The 19,353-nt window shown below is 51.0% G+C and carries 19 protein-coding genes; all 19 read right to left on the reverse strand.

Translation table 11 applies throughout. The features are described from left to right. Window positions 1–13: 13 nt before the first annotated feature. Entirely contained in the window at window positions 14–748 is a 735-nt protein-coding gene (locus NST84_RS17435) for a RecX family transcriptional regulator (protein ID WP_342561442.1), read from the reverse strand. 86 nt (window positions 749–834) lie between these two features. Next, window positions 835–1,899 carry a recombinase RecA gene (gene recA / locus NST84_RS17440; protein ID WP_342561443.1) on the reverse strand — a complete coding sequence of 355 codons (1,065 nt, stop codon included), beginning with the start codon at window positions 1,897–1,899 and terminating at the stop codon, window positions 835–837. A 286-nt stretch (window positions 1,900–2,185) separates the two neighbouring features. Next, complete coding sequence (locus NST84_RS17445) at window positions 2,186–3,475, reverse strand: competence/damage-inducible protein A (RefSeq protein ID WP_342561444.1); 1,290 nt, start codon at window positions 3,473–3,475, stop codon at window positions 2,186–2,188. A gap of 57 nt (window positions 3,476–3,532) precedes the next feature. Then, the gene (gene pgsA, locus NST84_RS17450; RefSeq protein ID WP_342561445.1) at window positions 3,533–4,120 is read right to left on the reverse strand and encodes a CDP-diacylglycerol--glycerol-3-phosphate 3-phosphatidyltransferase; all 588 of its coding nucleotides are present in this window, start codon (window positions 4,118–4,120) and stop codon (window positions 3,533–3,535) included. Between the two features lie 91 nt (window positions 4,121–4,211). Continuing rightward, entirely contained in the window at window positions 4,212–4,703 is a 492-nt protein-coding gene (locus NST84_RS17455; RefSeq protein ID WP_342561446.1) for a YajQ family cyclic di-GMP-binding protein, read from the reverse strand. Between the two features lie 203 nt (window positions 4,704–4,906). Continuing rightward, window positions 4,907–5,068 (reverse strand): hypothetical protein, encoded by a 162-nt coding sequence (locus NST84_RS17460; protein WP_167336664.1) that lies wholly within the window; start codon window positions 5,066–5,068, stop codon window positions 4,907–4,909. 80 nt (window positions 5,069–5,148) lie between these two features. Further along, window positions 5,149–6,114, reverse strand: a complete 966-nt coding sequence (locus NST84_RS17465) for a RodZ family helix-turn-helix domain-containing protein (RefSeq protein ID WP_342561447.1) — start codon at window positions 6,112–6,114, stop codon at window positions 5,149–5,151. A 146-nt stretch (window positions 6,115–6,260) separates the two neighbouring features. After that, the gene (locus NST84_RS17470; RefSeq protein ID WP_342561448.1) at window positions 6,261–7,043 is read right to left on the reverse strand and encodes a DUF3388 domain-containing protein; all 783 of its coding nucleotides are present in this window, start codon (window positions 7,041–7,043) and stop codon (window positions 6,261–6,263) included. Between the two features lie 163 nt (window positions 7,044–7,206). Further along, on the reverse strand, window positions 7,207–7,467 hold the full coding sequence (locus tag NST84_RS17475; RefSeq protein ID WP_342561449.1) for a DUF3243 domain-containing protein: 261 nt from the start codon (window positions 7,465–7,467) through the stop codon (window positions 7,207–7,209). A 153-nt stretch (window positions 7,468–7,620) separates the two neighbouring features. Continuing rightward, complete coding sequence (fabG, locus tag NST84_RS17480) at window positions 7,621–8,388, reverse strand: 3-oxoacyl-ACP reductase FabG (protein ID WP_342561450.1); 768 nt, start codon at window positions 8,386–8,388, stop codon at window positions 7,621–7,623. Then, window positions 8,388–9,668, reverse strand: a complete 1,281-nt coding sequence (locus NST84_RS17485; protein ID WP_342561451.1) for a pitrilysin family protein — start codon at window positions 9,666–9,668, stop codon at window positions 8,388–8,390. The genes fabG and NST84_RS17485 overlap by 1 nt, the downstream gene beginning before the upstream one ends. Before the next feature lie 3 nt (window positions 9,669–9,671). Further along, a complete protein-coding gene (locus NST84_RS17490; protein WP_342561452.1) occupies window positions 9,672–10,949 on the reverse strand; it encodes a pitrilysin family protein in 1,278 nt (425 codons plus the stop codon). 134 nt (window positions 10,950–11,083) lie between these two features. Continuing rightward, window positions 11,084–11,947 carry a spore cortex-lytic enzyme gene (gene sleB / locus NST84_RS17495; RefSeq protein WP_342561453.1) on the reverse strand — a complete coding sequence of 288 codons (864 nt, stop codon included), beginning with the start codon at window positions 11,945–11,947 and terminating at the stop codon, window positions 11,084–11,086. 196 nt (window positions 11,948–12,143) lie between these two features. Beyond that, window positions 12,144–14,807 carry a DNA translocase FtsK 4TM domain-containing protein gene (locus tag NST84_RS17500; protein WP_342561454.1) on the reverse strand — a complete coding sequence of 888 codons (2,664 nt, stop codon included), beginning with the start codon at window positions 14,805–14,807 and terminating at the stop codon, window positions 12,144–12,146. Window positions 14,808–14,899: 92 nt separating this feature from the next. After that, window positions 14,900–15,112: a YlzJ-like family protein gene (locus tag NST84_RS17505; protein WP_342561455.1), complete on the reverse strand. Its 213-nt coding sequence runs from the start codon at window positions 15,110–15,112 to the stop codon at window positions 14,900–14,902. Then, entirely contained in the window at window positions 15,109–15,846 is a 738-nt protein-coding gene (locus tag NST84_RS17510; protein ID WP_342566465.1) for an ATP-dependent Clp protease proteolytic subunit, read from the reverse strand. The genes NST84_RS17505 and NST84_RS17510 overlap by 4 nt, the downstream gene beginning before the upstream one ends. Window positions 15,847–15,996: 150 nt before the next feature. Then, complete coding sequence (locus NST84_RS17515) at window positions 15,997–17,007, reverse strand: anti-sigma factor (protein ID WP_342561456.1); 1,011 nt, start codon at window positions 17,005–17,007, stop codon at window positions 15,997–15,999. Further along, entirely contained in the window at window positions 17,007–17,501 is a 495-nt protein-coding gene (locus NST84_RS17520) for a sigma-70 family RNA polymerase sigma factor (RefSeq protein ID WP_342561457.1), read from the reverse strand. Before NST84_RS17520 ends, NST84_RS17515 begins: the two co-directional genes overlap by 1 nt. Window positions 17,502–17,660: 159 nt before the next feature. Further along, complete coding sequence (locus NST84_RS17525) at window positions 17,661–19,343, reverse strand: ribonuclease J (RefSeq protein WP_342561458.1); 1,683 nt, start codon at window positions 19,341–19,343, stop codon at window positions 17,661–17,663. Window positions 19,344–19,353: the final 10 nt, after the last annotated feature.

The raw sequence follows: 19,353 nt of genomic DNA on the forward strand, positions 1-19,353 counted from the left end.
AATGTCAAGATGATTACTCATAATCGTAAAACTCTTCATCATAGCCTTCGGAATTCTCTTCTTCGCGCAGTTTATTCAGTACCTGCCGGACCATTTCCCCGGAAAAACCGCGCCGCATCAGGAATGCTCCTGTCTTTCTGCGCTTGTCGTTAATATCCCCGCGGATCATATTCCACTTCTTGCGCCCTGTCTGCAGGGCACTTGCCAGTTCCTCTTCGGGCGAAATATTCTCCAGCGCTTCAGAGATCAGTGATTTGTCGATCCCTTTCTCCCGCAGCTCCTGACGGATCCACAGCTTGCCCTTACGCTGATTATTAATGCGCTGCTCTGCCCACTGCTTGGCATAGAGCGGGTCGTCGATAAAGCGCTCCTGCTGCAGACGCTGCAGCACTTCTGCAATAATAGTCTCTCCTATTTCTTTCTCCCTTAAACGGCGGGCCATCTCCTGAGCGGTGCGCGGCTTATGTCCCAGATACTTCAGCCCTTCGATATAGGCCCGCTGGCGTTCGTCGGCAACAACAATTTCCTCCAGGTCGGCTTTCATGAACGAATTGCCGGAAATCATCCGGTATTTAATCATGACATCCTCATGAACAGTCATGTTATACGTGCCGAAATATATGATATAGCGGTGATCAGATTTCTTCTGCCGCTCTACTTTTGTGATTTCAAGCCGTTCATTTTCCGGAAAACCGTCCAGCACCTGCACTTCCTGCTCTTCCTCTTCGGGATTAAGTTGAATGACCATTGTATTCACACCTCGCATTCGATCAGTATAAAAAAGCGCCCTGCTGCAGTCATACACAGGGCGCTCTATATTATTAGCTTAACGTATTATTCAATTTCGAGCAAAAGATTATCTTCTTCTTCCTTCTCCGCTGCAGCCTCAGCTTCCGTTGGAGAAGCAACAATCGTAGTCAGATTGCTTGCTTCGCGGATCTTATTCTCGATTACGAGAGCAATTTCCGGATGCTCTTTAAGGAATTGCTTAGCGTTCTCACGTCCCTGGCCAAGACGCTCACCTTCGTAGGAATACCAGGCTCCGCTCTTGTTGACAATATCCATTTCCGTTCCGATATCAACAAGACTTCCTTCCTTCGAAATACCTTCACCATACATAATATCAACATCCGCCTGTTTGAACGGAGGAGCAACCTTGTTCTTCACGACCTTGATCTTTGTACGGTTACCGACAACATCATTGCCCATCTTGATGCTCTCTACACGGCGGACATCAAGACGTACCGAGGAGTAGAACTTCAATGCACGGCCGCCTGGAGTTGTTTCCGGGTTCCCGAACATTACACCAATCTTCTCACGCAACTGGTTGATGAAGATTGCAATCGTGTTAGATTTGTTGATTGCACCTGACAGTTTCCGCAGAGCCTGGGACATCAGACGGGCTTGCAGACCAACGTGGGAATCCCCCATATCGCCTTCAATTTCCGCCTTAGGCACCAATGCTGCTACAGAGTCAACTACAATAATATCTACCGCGCCGCTGCGTACGAGTGCTTCAGCAATTTCCAGCGCCTGTTCACCCGTGTCCGGCTGGGACAGCAGGAGCTCATCAATATTGACACCAAGCGCATTGGCATATTTAGGGTCAAGCGCATGTTCAGCATCGATGAAGGCAGCTTGTCCGCCAACCCTCTGTACTTCTGCGATAGCATGCAGGGCAACCGTTGTTTTACCGGAAGATTCCGGCCCATATACTTCAATGATACGTCCTTTTGGAAGTCCGCCTATACCGAGGGCAATATCAAGTGCCAAGGCTCCGCTTGGTACAACTTCCACTTTCATGTGATTGGATTCACCCAATTTCATGATCGAACCTTTACCAAATTGTTTTTCTATTTGACGAAGCGCCATATCCAGCGCAGCACGACGATCTGACAATCAGACCACTTCCTTCACTTGTTTATAGTAATATAATACCGTGTTTTAGAGGTCTTGCCAAGCTTTTTTTCGAACATACATTCGTTTTTTTTGACTGCAGGCGAAATACTCCCTTATATTGTAAGCCCCCTCTCTCCTGATAAATGCACCAAACATAGTCATTAACCAGCCGGTGAAGCGGACTCACATAAAGAGGCTACTGCAGCCACAAAAACAAAAAACCGCAGCAAAAGGTTCACTATGCCACGGTTCTTCCGTATTAACAATTATATACCGGCCTTCCGGATTATTGCAAGGCTGACCCTTCGAGAGGAGTATCCACCTTGCGTTCCTCCAGCCTGCGCCACAGGCGGTACAGCAGCGCTTTGACTGAACGCAGCCGGATGTTCTCGCGGGTTCCTTTAAGATTAAGCTCATAGACCTCTGTCTTGTGCCCGCGTTCTGCCAGGCCCACAAATACCAGCCCGACCGGCTTACGCTCAGAGTATCCCGGTCCTGCCACTCCGGTAACCGACAATCCGAAGTCGCTGTCGCCCAGCATTCTGACCTGCTCAGCCAGCACCTCAGCTACCTCCCGGCTGACGGCTCCGACAGCATCAGGGCCTTCCAGGTAAGAGGCAGGCACATTCAGCACCTTTTTCTTGATTTCATTGGAATAACAGACAACGCCGCCCTTGAACATGGACGCGCTGCCCGGAATGTTCGTAATACTCTCCATTAACAAGCCGCCGGTACAGCTTTCGGCTGCGGTGAGCGTCAAGCCGGCATCCGCCATCCAGTCCACCAGCAGCTGCTCCAGCGGCACATCGATATTGGCATACATGTTCTCAGGGAGAATGGCCTTGATCTTCTCCTCCAGGACATCAAGCTTCTGCATCGCTTCCCGTTCAGAAGCCGCTTTGGTCGAGATCCGGACCGTCACTTCGCCTTCCTTGGCATACGGAGCGATCGTAGGATCAGTCTGGTTACGGATCAGATCAATCAGCTTGTCCTCCAGCAGTGATTCACCGATACCGGCAAACTTGAGCATCTTGGAGTAGATCGGCATCTCAGTGGTAAGAGCATGCTGCTGCAGCCAAGGCTTGGCTTTATCCGTAAACATTGGCTTCATTTCACGCGGAGGTCCGGGAAGAACAATGTAAAATTTGCTCTCATGAGCAAAAGCAAGACCGACAGCCAGACCGGTTTCATTGGGAAGCGGCGTTGTTCCATCAATAACAATAGCCTGCTTGCGGTTATTCTCGGTCATGACGATTTTGCGTTCATCGAAAAATCTCTGTACATGATCCATCGCGAGCTGGTCAATGTGAAGCGTACGTCCAAGCGCCTCTGCCAGCGCATCCTTGGTCAGATCATCTTCGGTCGGACCGATACCGCCGGTGAACAGAATAATATCAGCCCGGCTCTGGGCAATTTCAATGGCTTCCCTGATCCGGCTTTTGTTATCTCCGACTACAGTCTGAAAATAAACATCAATCCCCAACGCAGCCAGCTCTACCGATAAAAACTGACCGTTGCTGTTTACGATTTGTCCGAGCAAAAGCTCTGTGCCGACGGCAATAATTTCCGCTTTCATAGCTGGCTCTCTCCTCCTGCTGATAATATAGATGAGTAATTACCTGTTGTATTACGGTTAGGCGTTATGCAGCTCCAGCAAATCCTTGTTCTTCACGAAATAATCGATTCCTGAATAAATCGTAATCAGCGCTGCTGCCCAGATTGCAATGTCATCAAGCGGTATGCTTACGAACTGGAACGGGAAGTTATTCAGCAGCAGAAGTGAAATAGCGACAATCTGCGTTACTGTTTTTATTTTACCCCATTTGCTGGCGGCCACCACTTTCCCTTCAAGCAGGGCAACCTGGCGCAGTCCCGTTACTGCAAACTCGCGGCTGATAATAACGATAGCAATCCAGGAGTCGCATCTGCCCAGCTCTACAAGCGAGATCAGAACGGCAGATACCAGCAGCTTGTCCGCAAGAGGATCAAGCAGCTTCCCGAGGTTGGTAACCATGTTATATTTCCGGGCAATATACCCGTCGATCCCGTCTGTACTGGCGGCTAGCAGGAAGATCACTGCTGCGATCAGATGATTGACGGAAAGCTGGAATGAGCCCCAATGAATCGGCTCCGGGTAGAACTTAAAGTCCACCAGCAAGAAAAACATCATAATCGGGATAAGACAAATACGTGCAAGTGTAATACGGTTGGGCAAATTCACTGAAGTTCCTCCCCTGATCCATCCTGATTCCAAAATATGTAGATAAAACACCCCGCTGCGGCATTGCGCAAACTTTGCGGGGTGCATCAGCTTACTTTAAATTGTTAAACTGCAGATCCAGCGGCAAATCAGCTTTGCGCAGGATTTGGATAATCTGCTGCAGATCATCCCGGCTTTTGCCGGTTACGCGGATGGTATCACCCTGAATCTGGCTTTTCACCTTCAGCTTGGAATCACGGATTAGGATGTTGATCTTTTTTGCATTTTCCTGATCGATGCCCTGCTTGAGTCCCAGGCGCTGGCGGATTGTCCCCAGTGCTGCGGGCTCAATCTTGCCGAAGTCAAGATTCTTCAGTGTGATACCGCGTTTCACCATTTTGGACTGTAAAATATCAATGACGGCGTTCAGCTTATATTCATCCTCGGAGGCAATGATAAGCGCGTCCTTTTCCAGCTTGAGACTGCTCTTGCTGTTTTTGAAGTCAAAGCGGTTGTCAATTTCCTTCTCCGTCTGATGAACCGCATTGGTTAATTCCTGCATATCCATTTTGGATACAATGTCAAATGAACTTTCCGAACTCATTCTTCCACGTCCTTTGCTTACAATTATTCTTTTCTATTATATGAGAAAGGGCACTTGAAGTCTAATTATGGAAGGAAGCTTCCGGCATGCAAGAAGAAACGGCTGCGCCGCCCATGAGGACGGCACCCGTTTCTGCGTGAAATAAAAGATGATTCCCGTCCCCCGGCGGAATGATCCGGACCCGGGAGACTACTGCCCTGGCCTTATCTGCTGCGTGCGGGAGCCCGGAACATATCCAGAATCCCCAGCACAATATGCGCCAGTCCAAAACCCAGAATTCCATAGCCCCAGGCGCCCGGTGTCAAATAATACCCGAGGAGGCTGACAATAATGCCAAGCCCGGTCACAATCCAGCTGACAGTCATAAGATACACCTCACTTTGGCGTAAGAACTGTAAATCATTCTTAGGTTCTCCAATTTGCCAAAGTCTATGCAGCACTTACTTTATTCGCCTGTATTGCTCTCACTTCCGGCAGTACCATCCGTTCCCGGGGCTGCGCCGCCGGAAGTGTCCAGCTCCAGCAGCAGGCGGGAAGATGTTTTGCCGTCTGTAATCTCCTGGCCGTTCACAGTAATAGTGGTCGCCGGGGAGTATCCGGACTTGATGTACATATTATCAGCACCAAGCGTAAAGCTCATCGAATCACCAGCTGCTGTATTGCCGAAGCTGAGCTTCTCGCCCTGGGAGTTCTCGCCGTTGTAAACCTCAAGCCAGCTTACGCCGGTAGCTGCAATCTTAACCTGCACAGGCGTGCCGGCTGGTGCACTTACTTTGAAGATCGTTGTTTTACCCGATTTACGGTCCTCCGTTACTGTTACCGGTCCTGCTGTCGGCGAAGGTGCCGGGGTAGCAGTCGGAGCTACTGTAGGTGCCGGGGTCGCAGTTGCCGGGTTGTCTCCGCCAGCTGCCGGAGGATTGCTGACGATACCGCCGCCAACCGCCGTCGGCGAAGGCTCAATCTTGGCCGGATCCTGCTGTTCATTCGTCACATTGGATGAATCAACGGTTTCAGAGTCGGGTTTGTTCATATTCGAGGAGGCATACCAGTAAATCACTGCGATGATCAGCACCGGAAAGGTCCACATCAGGACTGTCGGCAGCCATTTGGCATTGCGTTCTGTCTCTGTCCTGCGGCTGCGCTTCTGGATCACCGTTTCCATTGTGGTATCAACAGGAGCAGCCGGAACATTGCCGTGCTCTTCCATCAGCTCGTCCGGATTTACCCCGACAGCTTCTGCATAGGTTTTGATAAAGGCCCGGACATAAAAACTTCCAGGGAGCACTTTGTAATCCCCCGCTTCGATGGCTTCTAAATATTTTTTGCGAATTTTGGTTACTTCCTGGACATCGTCAAGACTCATCCCTTTTTGCAGACGCGCCTCTTTCAAATGCCGGCCCAGTTCCGACATACCATCACCTCCTAAAAGTTTTGTGAGCAATACTTCCATGAATCAGCTTCGTACAAAACTCGCCTCGGAAGCATATACTTAGTTTTGTAAGCACTGCTTCCACGATTTATCTTCGTACAAAACTCGCCTCGGAAGCATGTGCTTATTTATAGATCATCACTGTAGCTCGTCGTAAACGACTCGTACAATATTTCTTCTGCAGGGTTATTGCGCAGCTCGATAATGATATCAAAATCATCGAAGGTGTACTCGGATTCCCGTACGAATATATCCGGGTGCTCAATCACCTTCGTGCTTGGCATGCTCATAACCTGCTGAAGCAGGTTATAATGCTTTTCATTGGAGCGGATGGTGCTGACAATGCCGTCAATAATGAAGACATTGTTCGCATTCATCTCATCTTCAGCCAGCTGGCTCCGTACCGTCTGTCTCAGCAGCGTGGACGAGACAAAGGTCCAGCGCTTCTGTGCGCAGACACTTCCGGCAATAATCGACTCTGTTTTTCCGACACGCGGCATGCCTCTAAGTCCTATAACCTGATTGCCTTCCCTCTTAAACAACTCACCAAGGAAGTCAACAAGCAGCCCAAGCTCATCCCGGGTAAAGCGGAAGGTCTTGCGGTCATCCGAATCCCGGTCAATATATCGTCCATGACGGACAGCCAGCTTATCCACCAGACGCGGGGAGCGCAGGGCCGTAACCGTAATATTATCCACTTTTTTGAGCATTTCACCCATAAGCATAATCTTCTCATCGTCGCTGGTCTCCAGCAGCATTCCGCGGGTTTTGCCTTCAACCCCGTTGATGGTCAGAATGTTGACTTCCAGCATACCAAGCATTGAAGCGATATCACCAAGCAGACCGGGTCTGTTCTTATGTATCTTGTACTCCATATACCACTGTTTATATTCCACTGATTCGCACCTCATAGATTCCTTTTCCCTGTTAGCTGCCATAACCTCAAAAAAACCGGCTTCGGCATAGCTTCTGAAACACGGGTCATGTTAATGATATATAAAATAAAAATGAAAGGCAAGGTCACCGTTGTAATAATTGCAGAAAAGCTCCCGCGAGGGGAGCTTTTCCGCGTACCTATGCGTTTTTCTTCGCCAGCTTGACCATGAGTCCAGCAATGGTATGCTTCTCATCGTCCGTACCGACATCCCACAGCTCTTTGATTGCCCGGTTGGAATAGTTGCCCGGATCGACTTTTTTGTCGAGGAATTCCCCGATTTCAAAAGCCAGCTTGGTGATGGTTTCTTCACTCATCCCCATTTTTTCAGCCTGGATGACCCGGTCTCCTAAAAAGCTCTTCCAAGTATCAAAGTTTTTTACTACGGAGTCTGTTGACATCTTAAATCCTCCTTCATGGTTACGGTCTGCCGTCATTTACGCCGCCAGCCGTCTTACGTGATGATTTAAAAGCAACAGTTATAATATGTCTCGTACGTGCCGGTTTTATGCTGGAGCATTTCTCCAAGAAGCTGCGAAATGCCCAAGCTACAGCTAAGTAATCCAGCCCCCGTTCGGACTGATTACCTGGCCGGTGATATAACCTGATTCAGGCAGCGCCAAAAAATACACCAGAGAAGCCACCTCGCCAGGCGAAGCCAGCCGGCCAGCCGGAATTTCCTCCTCCAGCATGCGCAGCTCCTCCTCATGGAGATTGTTAAGCATCGCTGTATTTACAGCTCCGGGCGCCACAGCATTCACGGTCACCCCAGAAGGCGCCAGCTCCTTGGCCAGCGCCTTCGTGAACGCATTGACACCGCCCTTGCTGGCGGAGTAAGCTACCTCGCATGAGGCACCGGAGATCCCCCAGACCGAAGACACGTTAATAATCCGGCCGTAGCGCTGGGAGACCATGTAAGGCATAAAAATCTGACTGCACAAAAAAGTCCCCTTAAGGTTAACAGCCATCACTTCGTCCCATTCTTCTTCGGTCACATCAGCAAGCATCCCGTAATGCGCCTTTCCGGCATTGTTAACCAGAATATCCGGCAGCATGCCGCTGCTTTCCAGCCGTTCGGCCATGCGCACAAGCTGGCTGCGGTCCTTCATGTCCGCAGCCACAGTCATTACCTTTGCCCCCATCGCCAGACAGCGGCGGGCTACATCGTTGGCCGCTTCATGCGAATTCATATAATGAATGACGATATTCATCCCGACAGAGGCAAAACGCTCGGCGATCGCGCCGCCGATTCCCCCGCTGCCTCCCGTGATAAGCACAGTCATCTCTTTGATTGGTTTGCTGCTCTCCCCCGTTAGCTCCATTAAGGACTCACCACAAGCGATACGCTAAGCTGTTCCCAGTCGATATGGGCCCGCAGACGTGCATTGACATCATCCAGAGTAATCGACTCATAGACCGGTAGCACTTCAAATAGATCCCCGCCGCGGAACTGATAGCGCGTGAATTCATGGGCGATACTCTCCGGAGAATTCAGCATGCGCAGATAGCCGCCAATTTTCTTTTTGCGGGCCCGCTCAAAGTCCTTCTCGGCAAAGCCGGAAGCAAGTACAGCATTAACCTCTTCCTTAATCCGTTTCAGCAGCAGATCCGGGTCCTTCGTATCCCCGCCAATCGCCGAAAACGCATATTGAGGAGAGCTGTTGAATTCATGACCGAAGCTGTCGGAGATCAGTTCTTCATCATACAGCTTCTGATAGAGCGCCGTACTGCTTCCGAACAGCAGGTCAAGCATCAGCTTGGTGGTCAGGTCACGGCGTACCCCGGCTTTCCCGGTCAGACCCTCAGATTTCTCCTTGAATCCGAACAGGCACTTCGGCATCGAGACGGCCAGCCGGCTCTCCTTATGCTTTTGTGCCACCGCTGCAGGCTCCTCTTCAAAAATACGCGTGATCTCACCCTGCTTGCCGTAGGATTTGGCTGCCTGGTTGCTGCGTACCAGCTCAAACACCTTCTCCGGCTCTACGCCACCGACAACGAACAGCAGCATATTGCTCGGATGATAAAAGGAATTGTAGCAGGTATAAAGTGTTTCTTTGGTTATCGTAGCAATGGAGTCGATCGTGCCGGCAATATCGATATGCACCGGATGCTTGGAGTACATGGCTTCAATTAATCCGAAATAGACGCGCCAGTCCGGATTATCGGCATACATATTAATCTCCTGCCCGATGATGCCCTTTTCTTTCTCCACATTTTCATCAGTGAAATAAGGGCGCTGCACGAAATCCACCAGGGTGCTGAGGTTAGTCTCGATATTTTCGGTCGCTGAAAAGAGATATACTGTCTGGTCAAAGCTGGTAAAAGCGTTGGCAGACGCGCCGTTGGAGGCGAAAGTAGCAAAAATATCGCCTTCCGGCTCCTCAAACATTTTGTGCTCCAGGAAGTGGGCAATTCCGTCAGGTACTGTGGTTTCTTCACCGCCGGCCACTTTGAAATGATTGTCTACTGAGCCGTATTTGGTTGCAAAGGTGGCGTAGGTTTTTTTGAAGGCCGGTTTGGGCAGTACATATACCTGCAGCCCGTTGTCCATAACCTCGTGATAAAGCGTTTCCTGCAGCTTGTCATAATGAATTTTGTTCATCTGCTATTCCCCCTTCCCTGTCAGGAAATAAATCGTATCCAGCTGGAAGGTGTCGGCAGCCGCCTTCACATCTTCAGCACCAATGCCGTCCACTTGTGCAAGCAATTCCTGCGCTGAACGGTCTTTTCCGGACAATTGGCGGTTAAAATCAAACGAGATCAGCTCAAAAGCGGAGTCCTGGATCTCGGACAGCAGGTTGCGGATCATCGCTTTGGTCTGATTCAGCTCCAGATCACTGATATTTCCAGCCTTCAGCTCATCGAGCTGTTTACGGATAATGTCCACGGCCTTGCCGTAATTCTGTGTTTCAATCCCCGACTGGATCGTGCCTATGCCTTTATGGCCGTCATAGCGGGAAGAGGCATAGTAAGCGAGACTTTCTTTTTCACGGACGTTAACGAACAGCTTGGAATGCGGATATCCGCCCAAAATGCCGTTATACATCAGCGCAGAAGCGTATCTGTCGTCGGAATAGGTAATGGAAGTACGCAGCCCCATGTTGAGCTTGCCCTGATTGACATCCAGCTTCTCTTCCACGGTCCGGACTTCTGAAACACTAACAGGCTTGAAGTTGGAGCTGTATCCACCCGTGTCCTTGTGGGCACGGCCAAAATGACGGATAACCAGCTTCTCCACTTCTTCAGGCGTAGTGTCACCAACGACATACAGATCAAGGATTGCGCCGTTCAGCCATGCCGTATAGGATTCATACAGGCTCTTGGGGGTGATGCTGTCAAGATCGGCTCTTTGTCCGAGCGGATGCAGACGGTACGGCTCCTGGCGGCACATTTCTTCAATGCAGCGTTCGGCGGCATAGCGGATTTTATCATTTACGATGGCTTCCAGCTTCTTGCGTACCGTTTCACGCTCTGTTGCCACATAAGAAGCCCGGAAGCTTCCATCCTCCAGCAGCGGCCGGGTCAGCACCTCACCGAGAAAGGCAAACGACTCACCAAGCAGACTCTCTTTGCTCTGGACAAACGAATCGTTGATTGTATCCATCCGGAACTGCACAATCTGATAGTCGCCCCGTTTGTAGATATCAAAACCAAAACCGGCCCCGTAGAGCTCTTCCAGCTGCTCGCGGAACTGCATAGTCTCCGGGTAGGTAGCTGTGCCTCTGCGGAGGACAAAAGGAGCCAGCGCCGTCGGTGTTACTGTGCTCTCATCGAGCGGTACTCCGGCATAGAGGGAAATGGCGAAGGTTTTAAACGCCTTGGTCGGCAGTACGTGAATACGAATGCCTGCAGCGTTACCATGTTGAAATCCATTGTTTGTCAAGTCCAAAACTCCTTTACGGCGTGGATAGATGCTGTACTATTTAAGTTTATGAAGTATTATCCATTCTAAACCATTCCAAAGTAAGGAAGCAACCGGCAGAAGATTTACCGGTTGCTCTGAGTCTGTGCATAGACCTACATACAGAAGATGTGCTCCCCGATCGTCATGACCTGCGGCCGGGTCCAGATCCATTTGGAGGTCGCCGTCTTCGGGTTAAAATAATACAGGCAGCCGCCGGAAGGATCCCAGCCGTTAAGCGCCTGCTGGACAGCCTTGCGGGCCTGCTCATTCGGTTCGAGATAAATCTGGCCGTCGGCTACAGCCGTGAAAGCTCCCGGCTGGAAAATAACGCCGGACGGCGTGTTCGGAAAGCTCGGGGATTTAACCCGGTTCAGGATGACCGCAGCCACAGCCACCTGGCCTTCAAACGGTTCTCCCCGTGCTTCGCCGTAAACGGCATTGGCCATGATCTTCAGATCATTCTCGGACAAGCCCATGGTGTTGCCGGAAGATAGCTCTGCAGTTGTATTATTCTTGCCAGTATCTCCGGTATTGCCTGTTTTGGCAGCAGTTTGATTACCGGTATTCTTTTTAGCCGTAGTGGTTGAAGGCTCTGTCGGCTTCCATGCTTTGGTCGCATTGTACAGCTTCAGCTTTGTTTTAGCCCCGACAACGCCATCAGACTTCATCCCGAATTTCCACTGGAACCAGGTTACCGCATTTTTAGTCTTTGCTCCAAACTGGCTGTCAATCTTCCCGTTATAGTAACCGAGATACTTTAGTCTGCCCTGCAGCTCATATACATCTTGACCCGACGAGCCTACCTTCAGCGGGGTCGTTCCGAAGGCCGGAAGCGCCTCTACCTCACTAACAGGACTTAGTTCTGACTGCTGCGGACTAGCATAAACATCGTGATCCTCGAAGAATCCCCCCGCAAACGGTGCGGCTGCCAGTACCAGAGTCATCAAAGCAAAAATCCACTGCTTATGTTTTTTCATTGGGGTCGCTCTACCTTTCTATTGTAAGTTCAACATGGATGGCTAAAGTTATTATGACGACTGGCAGGACATCCTATGCATGGACAATATGAACTGCACCGCATACCTGCTGCAGCCGTGCCGGACAGCGCAAAAAGCACCCTCTCCGTAAAGGAAAGAGTGCCTTATCATTTGGTAATGCCTTTAAAGTGCCTGTTTATGAGCTGATCCGGTTCTGCTGATACTGTTCCAGCGACATCAGCACCTCACGCGGCTTGCTGCCCTCGTAAGGTCCGATAACCGACCGGGCTTCCATGGCATCAATCAGCCGCGCTGCGCGGGTATAGCCCACACGCATTCGCCGCTGAAGCAGTGAAACAGACGCCTGCTTCGCTTCCAGAACAATCTGAACCGCCTGCTCATACAACTCATCCTGCGGCTCCTGATCCTCCGAGACCATATCATCCACCTCGGGAACAAGGGTTTCGTCGTATTCAGCTTCTCCCTGGCTGCTTACGAACTGCACGATCGTCTCAACCTCCTGGTCGCTCATGAAGGCGCCCTGGACGCGGACCGGCTTGGAGGCACCCATCGGAAGGAACAGCATGTCACCGCGCCCCAGCAGCTTCTCGGCACCCGGCATATCAAGAATGGTCCGTGAATCCACATTGGAGGATACGCCGAAAGCGATCCGTGAAGGAATATTCGCCTTGATCAGTCCGGTGATAACGTCAACCGACGGCCGCTGGGTAGCGATGATCAGGTGAATGCCCGCTGCCCGCGCCATTTGCGCCAGACGGCAGATTGCATCCTCAACATCATTCGCTGCAACCATCATCAGATCGGCAAGCTCATCCACAATAACAACAATATAAGGAAGAATTGCCGCCGGGTTATCCTTCATCAGATTGTTATAGCCTTCCACATTGCGCGTTCCCGATTTGGAGAACAGCTCATACCGTTTCTCCATCTCTACTACGATCTTCTTCAAGGCCAGACTGGCCCGTTTCGGATCTGTAACAACAGGCGCAAGCAGATGCGGAATACCGTTGTAAACATTGAGTTCAACCATCTTCGGATCGACCATCAGGAACTTAACCTCGTCCGGCTTGGCCTTATATAAAATACTGGTGATAATCCCGTTAATACAAACCGACTTCCCTGATCCGGTGGCCCCGGCAACAAGCAGATGGGGCATCTTGGCCAGATTGCCCACAATGGTCTGACCGGAAATGTCACGCCCAAAGGCAATGGACAGCCGGGAATCGGCATCCTGGAAAATCTGCGTCTCCATTACTTCACGCATCGTAACCACCGAGACTTCAGGATTAGGCACCTCAATCCCAATCGCCGACTTGCCCGGAATCGGCGCTTCCATCCGGATATCCTTGGCGGCAAGCGCCAGGGCAATATCATCGGTCAGATTAACAATCCGGCTGACCTTAACACCGATATCCGGCTGGATCTCATAGCGGGTTACAGCAGGTCCGCGTACCACTTCAAGCACCTTGGCCCGGACACCGAAGCTCTCCAGCGTGGCCTCCAGCTTGCGGGCGGTCTGCATGTAATCATTCTGGTCACCCGCTTTGCCGCCGCCGTTCGGCTTGGACAGCAGCTTGAACGGCGGAAGCTTGTACGGCTTGGGCGGCGGCGGAAGGGGCGGAGCCGCAGCAGGCTCTCCGCTGTCTGCCGTACCCAGCAGCCCCTCAAGATCTACATTGATATCCTCAACCGGCACATCATCTGTAACAGGCGGACGGGCAGCTGCAGGCGTGCCAGGAGCATCCGTACTGCGTGACCCCGCACTGCGAGCGGCAGGTGAAAACCCGCCCCATTCTTCGCGTTCCTCTTCACTTAAGCCTTCAGAGCGGATATGCTCAAAGAAATCGCGGATAATCGGCGTTACCGGCTCCAGATCCTCCTCGGGCATTCCTGTTTCAGGACTGTCCTGTACAGCGTACCTGCTGTCCGCTTCCAGCCCTGAAATGACCGGAGACACCGTTGTATTCCGCCCGGCATTTCTCAGATCAGTGCTAATATCCTCGTCGTTTGCTTCAGCAGAACCGGCAGCACCGCCGAGCCAACCGCCGATCCGGCGGAAGAACAGCGGCTGGCTTCTTCTCGGAAGAACCGGCTCGTCCTCTTCTTCCTCTTCATAATCATCGTCATCCGGAGGAGGCGGAGCAGAAGACCTGCCGCCTCTGGAAGAACGCGGTGATACCGGAACTGCAGCCGGGCGGTTCGCCGCCCTCTGCCTGAGGCTCTCCACCAGCTTAACAAAGCGCACCCGCAAGAGTGAGAACAGCTCTACATAGGACAGATTAGTAACCAGCATGAAGCTGATTGACAGCATTACGATCAAAATCAGCTTTGCACCCAGTGTGCCGAACAGCCACAACAGTCCGGCGAATACCAGCGCGCCCACATAACCGCCGCTGATATCCTTGCCCAGCAGATAGACACTGCTATCATTGGTACCGGGCTTAAGTGCACCGGATAGATCATTATGTATTTGTGCCAGCACATTGCCGGGATGCAGCATATTTATCGGTCCCAGCTTCTGCTGCATAGCCGAAATCGAACTCATAAGGCATAGTGACAGAACCAGCAGTACCGCCCCTGTATAACGGCTGTTCCAGCCGGACGGCCATTTTCGATGTATCATTACCATCAGCCCGTAAAGGATACCGGTGAGCGGCAGGACAAAATAAAATCTGCCCAGCAGGTATCCCGCCATACTGGACAGAGACCGCCCTACAGCAGCTTCGCCGGACAGGGCAATTACAGAAATGGTAATAAGCATAATACCGTAAATTTCATATTTAAGAACGCTGCCGATTGTCGCTTTTTTCTTTGACTTTTTCTTCCTCCGATTAGCCACGCCAGCCACCCCCGGCAACATTATACCATATAATGGCGTGGCGTACCTATGTTCTGTTCTGTAAAAAAATGCAACTTCATGGCGCCTTATTATTACTCGTAATCGACAACTGCGCCGGGAGCGAACGACGGATCAAGATATTTGTCGAGCGGACACTGCAGCAGCCGGACTATCCGTGCCTGCCTGCCATCCAGCGGCTCTACCTGCATCAGCATTCCTCCAATCGTCACCTCCTGCAGCTGCTGCCCGTTACTGTAAGCCCCCTCAAACATTTGTTCAAGCGGCACAACGGTATAGAAGGTCATTGTGTCAATCCTCCCTGCACAAGCTCACCAGATACTGCCGGGATGGATGAACCGGCAATCATCCGGTTTAAATGAGCCAGGGCAGCACCAATCCCGCCCACCTCATCCATCAGTCCGAACTTGACAGCATCGTAGCCGCCGACAGCGGTACCGATATCACGGTTTAGTTCCCCTGTTTTGAACATCAGATCCTTGAACATCTGTTCACTGATCCTGGAATGGGAGGTAACAAAGCGCACCATCCGCTCCTGCATCCGTTCCATATATTCAAAGGTCTGCGGCACGCCGATTACAAGCCCGTTCATCCGGATCGGATGAATAGTCATCGTTGCGCTCTCCGCAATAATAGAATAGCTGGACGCTACTGCAATCGGCACGCCGATGCTGTGTCCGCCGCCTATAACCACTGTTACTGTCGGTTTAGAGAGGGAAGCTATCATTTCAGCAATGGCCAGTCCTGCCTCTACGTCACCGCCGACAGTGTTTAGAATGATCAGCAGGCCCTTGATATTCTTATTCTGCTCTGCCGCAACAAGCTGCGGAATAATGTGCTCGTATTTAGTTGTTTTATTATGCGGCGGAAGTACGAAATGCCCTTCGATCTGGCCGATAATGGTCATGCAAAAGATATCCGGCTCAGCACTCGGCACTGTCGTCTGGCCCAGCTCTTTAATCATATTTACAGCAGGCGGTCCTGCTTCAGTAACGGCCGGCTTGGTTTCTTCCGGCTGCATCTCACCACTATTACCTGTTTCTGATCCCTGCTTCATTAACATTTGCAGCTCACCCTTTCCGCTTGCAGCTTTTATGACGCTGCAGCCATACTCACTGTGCTTAGTATGACATTTACGGTTAGCCGCTTATTCAGAGACAGGCCTTCCATTTTAGTATTTGCTGACAACTGCCCCCAGCACCGCACCGCGGACATAGCTCTGGCCCTGCAGGCTGGTGAGACCGGAAGCCGTACCTGTAACAACTACGCCCAGAATACGGACATCACTTGCATCAGGTGCAGCTTTAGCTTTTTTCAAATTCGAATAAATCTGTTTATATTCTTCATAATATTTATCTTTGCGCGACAACCCGTATTGAACAGACTCAACGAAATCTTCAGGCGTTACTTTATCATAATCGGGACGGATACCGATGCCGTATACCCCATAGCCGGACATTGGCAGAGGATAGCTTGTTCCTCCATTTCCGTCATTGCGGGGTTCAAACTGAAATCCTTTACGTTCACCATACGTATCAACCCAATACCAAACCGGTCTTACACCAGCAGGCAGCATGCCCTGAACTTCCTCAAAAGAGTACGGCTTATCAAAAGAGAGCGACATTTCCGCAAGCTTCCCGGGCTCCATCTCATTAAGCAGAGAAAGGTCATTAAAAATTTTCCCGTTATAATCCACCTCCGGAATATAGTAGAGCATTTCCCGCTGGCCATTGTATGGGTTATATTGTCTGCCATATTCATAGCCGGCCTGTTCCAGCTCCGGATTACTGACTGTTAGAGGCGATGTACCTCCATATGCGCCTGTCGTGAAGGGAAACCACCATTCGTTGTAGTTAGTCCACTTTTGCTCCCAGGGAATAGGTACGCCTTCAACAATTTTATACGTATTCGTTTCGAGCACGCCGGATAGAAAACCCCTGGTATCCTTATATCCGGATTCATATTCATTAGGGCTGCTGATCATTCTGTACATCCACTCACTCTGAAGCGTCTCGCCTGACCTGTGGTTCACAATTTGGGCCGCACCAAAAAAGATAGCGGTTAACGTCACCAGCACTACGGCCAGTGAAATGATAATACTGCGTACCGTGCTTTTGCGTTTAGCCTTTTTAAGCACCTGTGACAGCTGTTTATCCTCTTCTTCATTCCATGGGGCAGTCACTATGCCTCACCTCCGTATAATTGTTGAAACTGTTGTCTGGCCCGGTACAGAGACGCTTTAACCGTCCCTTCGCCGATCCCGAGCAGCGCTGCGATCTCTTTGTACGTAAAGCCCATTTCGTATTTGAGCAAAATCAGCTGCCGGTTCGCCGGAACCAGCCGGTTCAGCGTCTCCTCTATCCGCTCCTTCTGCTCACGCTGCAATAACTGTGACTCCGGCTGCTCCTTATCAGGCGCGGCCTGCTCCTCTGCCTCCATCGTGTACTGAAACCGTTTATGCCTGCGGCACAAATCATAATAACGGTTAATCGCAACTTTATAGAGCCAGGCGCTGAAATTGCGCTCTTCAATTCCGCTGATATACTGCAGTGCCTTGCAGACAGTATCCTGCACAATATCCTCCGCATCCTCAGGCGCTGCGCCCAGACGGATCAGGTATCTGCGGATCTCGGCCATCTTGGACCCCAGCAGCTGTTCCTTCAGCTTAGCCCCCATTATGCACCTCCTTGGCAGTATAACGATTGAGCGAAGAAAATGTTGTTTATCTGCTGTAAAAAATAACAAAAGCCCCCTCTCCCCCAGGAAACCGTCCAATATTTCCGGGGGAGAAGGGGCTCTTGAGCCCTGCTTATTTAAATAGAAGAAGCTACCTTCTTAAACTTCCATAATGATCGGCAAAATCATCGGTCTGCGGCGCGTCTGTTCGTACAGGAAGCGGCCGAGCGAATCTTTGACGCTGGTCTTGAGGGAAGCCCACTCGTTGACCTTCTCACTCATCAGGCGCTGCAGCGTGCTGGATACGATGCGGTTGGCTTCGTCCAGCAGTCCTTCGGACTCACGGACATACACAAAGCCGCGGGAAATAATATCCGGACCGGAGACAATCGCCCCGTTCTGCTTGCTCAGCGTTACCACGACTACCAGGATACCATCCTGGGACAGCAGCTTGCGGTCGCGCAGTACGATGTTACCTACATCGCCGACACCCAGACCGTCAATCAGAACGTTACCTGCTGTTACCTTACCGGCTCTGCGGGCAGCACCGCCCTGAATTTCAATGACTTCACCAATTTCGGTGATGTAAATATTGTTTGGCTCTACGCCGACGGATTCAGCCAGAAGCGCATGTCTGCGCTGCATCCGGAATTCACCGTGAATTGGAATGAAGTACTTCGGCTTCATCAGGTTAAGCATCAGCTTGAGCTCTTCCTGGCTGCCGTGACCGGATACGTGAACGCCGGAGTTCGAGCCGCTGTAGATTACGTTGGCGCCGAGACGGAACAGTTCGTCAATGGTACGTCCGACATACTTCTCGTTGCCCGGAACCGGAGTTGCCGCAATAATAACGGTATCTCCCGGCAAGATGTCCACCTTGCGGTGACTGGAACGCGCCATACGGGTAAGCGCCGACATCGGTTCGCCCTGGCTGCCTGTGCAGAGCACAACAACGCGGTTGGCGGCCATGCGGTTCATTTCCTCAGGCTCAATAAGCATACCGTCCGGTACATGCAGATAACCAAGCTCGGAAGCAATGGCAACAACGTTAACCATACTGCGTCCGATAACGGTAATCTTGCGGCCGGTGGATTCAGCGGCATTAACAACCTGCTGAATGCGGTGCACGTTGGAAGCGAAAGTCGCGACAACTACGCGCTGGTCAGCCTTACGGAAAATATCCTCCAGCACGATGCCGACATTTTTCTCCGAAGGAGTAAAGCCCGGCTTCTCGGCATTGGTACTGTCAGACATCAGGGCAAGTACACCCTTCTGGCCGATTTCGGCCATACGGTGCAGGTTCGCATATTGGCCGTTTACTGGTGTATGGTCAAATTTGAAGTCACCTGTATGAACAACATTGCCTTCCGGTGTCTCAATGCATACGCCTACAGAATCCGGAATACTGTGGTTTGTTCTGAAAAAGGTTACCTGCAGGGAAGTTCCCAGATCGATAACAGAATCTTCGTTAATCAGAATACGCTTTGTTTCGCCAAGCAGGTTTGCTTCTTTAAGCTTGTTCTCGACCAGGCCGAGCGTTAGTCTTGTTCCGTAAACCGGAACATTCAGGTTCTTAAGCACATATGGCAGACCGCCGATGTGATCTTCGTGTCCGTGAGTGAGGACAATCCCTCTAACCTTATCACGGTTCTCTGTCAGGTATGAGATGTCAGGAATAACAATATCAATACCGAGCATATCCTCTTCCGGGAACTTGAGTCCTGCATCCACGACCACAATGTCGTTAGCATATTGGACTACATACATGTTTTTACCGATTTCTCCGACCCCGCCCAAAGCGAAAATCGTCAGTTTATCGTGGTTGTTATTTTTTTTGGACAAATGAATCTAA

This window comes from Paenibacillus sp. FSL R7-0345 (assembly GCF_038595055.1).
Classification (GTDB): domain Bacteria; phylum Bacillota; class Bacilli; order Paenibacillales; family Paenibacillaceae; genus Paenibacillus_AQ.